At 52.2% G+C, this 3,331-nt stretch carries 5 protein-coding genes; 4 read left to right on the plus strand and 1 reads right to left on the minus strand.

What is annotated here, in order from left to right; translation table 11 throughout:
• Positions 1-255: 255 nt before the first annotated feature.
• Entirely contained in the window at positions 256-573 is a 318-nt protein-coding gene (locus tag PQQ51_RS34100) for a helix-turn-helix domain-containing protein (protein WP_408501587.1), read from the minus strand.
• 187 nt (positions 574-760) lie between these two features.
• Here PQQ51_RS34100 and PQQ51_RS34105 point away from each other — a divergent pair, with 187 nt between their 5' ends.
• From PQQ51_RS34105 to PQQ51_RS34120, 4 genes are all read left to right on the plus strand, one after another.
• Positions 761-1,582 (plus strand): ABC transporter substrate-binding protein, encoded by an 822-nt coding sequence (locus tag PQQ51_RS34105; protein ID WP_408501588.1) that lies wholly within the window; start codon positions 761-763, stop codon positions 1,580-1,582.
• A gap of 37 nt (positions 1,583-1,619) precedes the next feature.
• Positions 1,620-2,315, plus strand: a complete 696-nt coding sequence (locus PQQ51_RS34110) for an amino acid ABC transporter permease (protein ID WP_408501589.1) — start codon at positions 1,620-1,622, stop codon at positions 2,313-2,315.
• A gap of 3 nt (positions 2,316-2,318) precedes the next feature.
• A complete protein-coding gene (locus tag PQQ51_RS34115) occupies positions 2,319-3,053 on the plus strand; it encodes an amino acid ABC transporter permease (protein ID WP_408501590.1) in 735 nt (244 codons plus the stop codon).
• On the plus strand, positions 3,031-3,331 hold a 301-nt coding region (locus PQQ51_RS34120), incomplete at its 3' end, for an ATP-binding cassette domain-containing protein (RefSeq protein ID WP_408501591.1). The genes PQQ51_RS34115 and PQQ51_RS34120, both read left to right, overlap by 23 nt.

Raw genomic sequence — 3,331 nt, forward strand, 5'->3', positions numbered from 1 at the left:
TCGACACCTTCCTTCGCATCACTGCTGATATTGCGGAAAATGCGGCCGCGGAAACCAGCAAATCTTGAGCTTATCAATCGGCCGCCATTCTCATGTCTGGGGAGTTAGGTGTCTCTGATGACCGATATGGGGCGTGGCGACCAGGGTAAGCGCGGCTAACTCGGTGAGCCCAATACGAATGCGCCGAACGAGAACTTCGTTCGCGCTAACCCGTTCAACAACCTCATCACGCCTCTCCAGTAGATCCTTCGCATACTAAAACAATTCGCTTCCCTTATCAGTAACCCGCGCGCTACGTGACGTCCGGTCAAACACAGAGAAGTCGAAGGTTGACTCAAGCTCGTTTATCCGTTTCGATATCGCTGACTGGCTCGCATTCAGATTTCGGGCAGCAGACTCAAATGGGCCTAACTGAAAAATCCAGTACAACGCTTTCATTTGCTTAAAAGCAAACATATCGGTCAGATGGATGCGAGAAGGCGGTATTGCCTGTAACGAAAACCTCTCTTTTCCTACTCCACTTACTCCTTGGGGAATGCGCAATAAGTTACGTCGCAGCTGGGTTCGATTCATTCGAGGACATCTACCGTTACCCGGGTATTCGCGATGGAAAAAAAGCGATGGGAGAGCATCCAAAAATATCGCTTTTTAACACTTTTTTTGCGTGAAAGAATGATTTTTCAGATATCCAGTCTTCTACAAGAGAAGCCCCTAAGAAGATCTGGGCTGACTATATTCATATTCTTCAGGAGACATTCAGGTGAAACGTCTTATTACGTGTACGGGCGTGGCCGTGGTCCTTATCGTGACTGGTGCGGGAGCAGCAAAAGCCGACCAACTTGCTGACATCAAGGCCCGCGGCACACTGATTTGCGGCATTGTTAGCAACGCAGCCCCTTTTGGCTTCCAGGACCCCAAGACTCGCGAAATCGTCGGATATGACGTTGATTTTTGCGAAGGCGTGGCCAAGGAGTTGGGCGTAAAACCTGAGCTGAAAGCGATATCACTCGAAGCGCGGATTCCCGAGCTAACGCAAGGGCGTGTGGATGTTCTCACGGCAACACTTACGTATAACCCACAGCGCGCACAACAGATTGCCTTCTCGGACACCTACTTTGTCAGCAACGAAGTAATCGCTACATCGGCTGGGACTGCAAAGACGCTCAATGACCTGGCAGGAAAACGTATCAGTACCGTCAAAGGTTCGAGCGATATTCCCGACGTTCAAAGCGCACTGCCGACCGCACAGGTGGTGGCTTATGACGACGCGCCTTCTGCGTTCATGGCCCTGGCCCAGAAGAAGGTCGACGGGTACGCTATGTCGGAGACCATCATGCATCGGTTCATCGACAGGCTTGGCGCGAATGCAAACACAATTACCATCCTGTCGCCGCCGGTTGCACGCGAATACTGGGGTATCGGAATGAAGAAGGACGAACCTAAGCTTGCCGAAGCCGTCAACAATGCGCTTCTAAAGATGGAGGCCTCCGGGAAGACGCAGCAGATCTTCGATAGATGGCTCGGCGCCGCGTCACCCTACAAAATGAAGCGGGACTTCGTCACTGGAACCATTCCTCGCTGACCAATTGGCTGGCGCGTATCGACGCAAGGAGTGAAGTATGTTGGACCATCTCGAATTCGGCGCTGTATTTGCCGAACCCTTTGCTCATCTGTTGCTGTCCGGGGCGATTACCGCCTTCGAATTGACGGCGGCAAGCTGGCTGCTTGCCATCGGACTAGGAACCGTGTTGGCGATTCTTCGTGCCTCAGGGGCCGTGGCGGCCAAAGTTGTTGCTGCTTTCGTTTCCTACCACCAGAACGTCCCGATGCTTGTACAGATTTTGCTGTGGTACTTCGGGGTGCCGACACTTCTTCCTTATGCAGTTCAGTCTTGGGCTAACGCCCACAACGGCGAGTTGATTTATGCGTCGATTGCGATCGGTCTGTGTATGTCGGCGTTCTTTTCGGAAGACATTCGTAGTGGCCTGCGGTCAGTTCACTACGGCCAGCAGGAGGCGTCGAGGTCGTTGGGCCTAAGCTTCTTCGCGACTCTGCGCTTTGTGACGCTGCCGCAGGCTATCAGGAACGCGCTTCCGTCATTTGTGAATCACACTGTCATGATGTTCAAGGACACAAGCTTGGCGATGACCATCGGCGCGGCTGAGATGACTTATGTTGTGCGTGAAATAGAAAACGAGACGTTTAGAACTTTCGAATCCTACGCCGTTGCGACAGCCTTCTATCTCGCCGTGTCACTCAGCCTGATGGGATTGGGATCCTTGGTCGGGAAACGCATCCAGAACCAGGCGAGGTAAGACATGCTCGGAATCATTCAAGACAATTGGTTGCTTCTTCTCATAGGACAGTACCCTAATGGACCGCTCGGAGGGCTTGCTCTAACGCTCATCCTTTCCGTGATGGGACTTGTATTGTCTTTCCCGATAAGTATTGCGATCGCGCTGTGCAGGACCTCGCCCATAAAGTTGTTGTACCGGGTTTCAACCGCCCTGGTGTACGTCGTGCGCGGCGTTCCCCTTGTCATGTTCGTCTTCTGGGGATACTTTCTCGTACCCATTCTGGTCGGACACAGCGTGACGGCGTTCACGACACTGATATGTACGTTGGTCATTTATGAGTCGGCCTATCTTTCCGAGGTTGTTCGTGCCGGCATTCAGGCACTTCCGAACGGGCAGGTCGAAGCTTCGCGCGCGCTAGGGCTCGGGTACTGGAAGATGAACTTCTGGATTATCTTGCCTCAGGCACTTTACAACATGGTGCCGAGCATCATCAGTCAGTTCGTCTCAATCATCAAAGAGACATCGATCGGCTACGTGATAAGCGTACAAGAACTCACGTTTGCGGCAAACCAGGTCAATAACCACCTGTTGACGCGCCCGTTCCCGGTGTTTCTCATTTTGGCAATCATCTATTTTGTTGTGTGCTTCGTGCTTACACAGTGCGCAAAGCAACTGGAACGCAACGTCACGCGTAAGCGTTCGCCGAAGATCACGTGGCAAAGGAGCATTGAAAATGATTCGATTCTCGAAAGTTAATAAATGGTACGGCGAATATCACGCGCTTGCGGACGTTACCGCGGAAGTGAAGAACGGCGAAGTCGTGGTCGTTTGCGGCCCCTCTGGCTCGGGGAAATCCACGCTGATTCGTACAGTCAATCGGCTGGAAGAAATCAAGTCGGGCAGCATTCATGTGAATGACCAGGATATTCATGCTCCTGGAGTACACATCAACGACTTCCGCAGTAAAGTTGGCTTCGTCTTTCAGTCGTTTAATCTTTTTCCTCATCTGTCGGTGGCTGAAAACGTCTGCCTTG

This window comes from Paraburkholderia xenovorans (assembly GCF_046030735.1).
Lineage (GTDB): Bacteria > Pseudomonadota > Gammaproteobacteria > Burkholderiales > Burkholderiaceae > Paraburkholderia > Paraburkholderia xenovorans_A.

Bases quoted from the DNA above. Each gene is read 5' to 3' on its own strand.
- PQQ51_RS34110 (WP_408501589.1), top strand. From the start codon at position 1,620: ATGTTGGACCATCTCGAATTCGGCGCTGTATTTGCCGAACCCTTTGCT.
- PQQ51_RS34115 (WP_408501590.1), top strand. From the start codon at position 2,319: ATGCTCGGAATCATTCAAGACAATTGGTTGCTTCTTCTCATAGGACAG.
- PQQ51_RS34100 (WP_408501587.1), bottom strand. From the start codon at position 573: ATGAATCGAACCCAGCTGCGACGTAACTTATTGCGCATTCCCCAAGGA.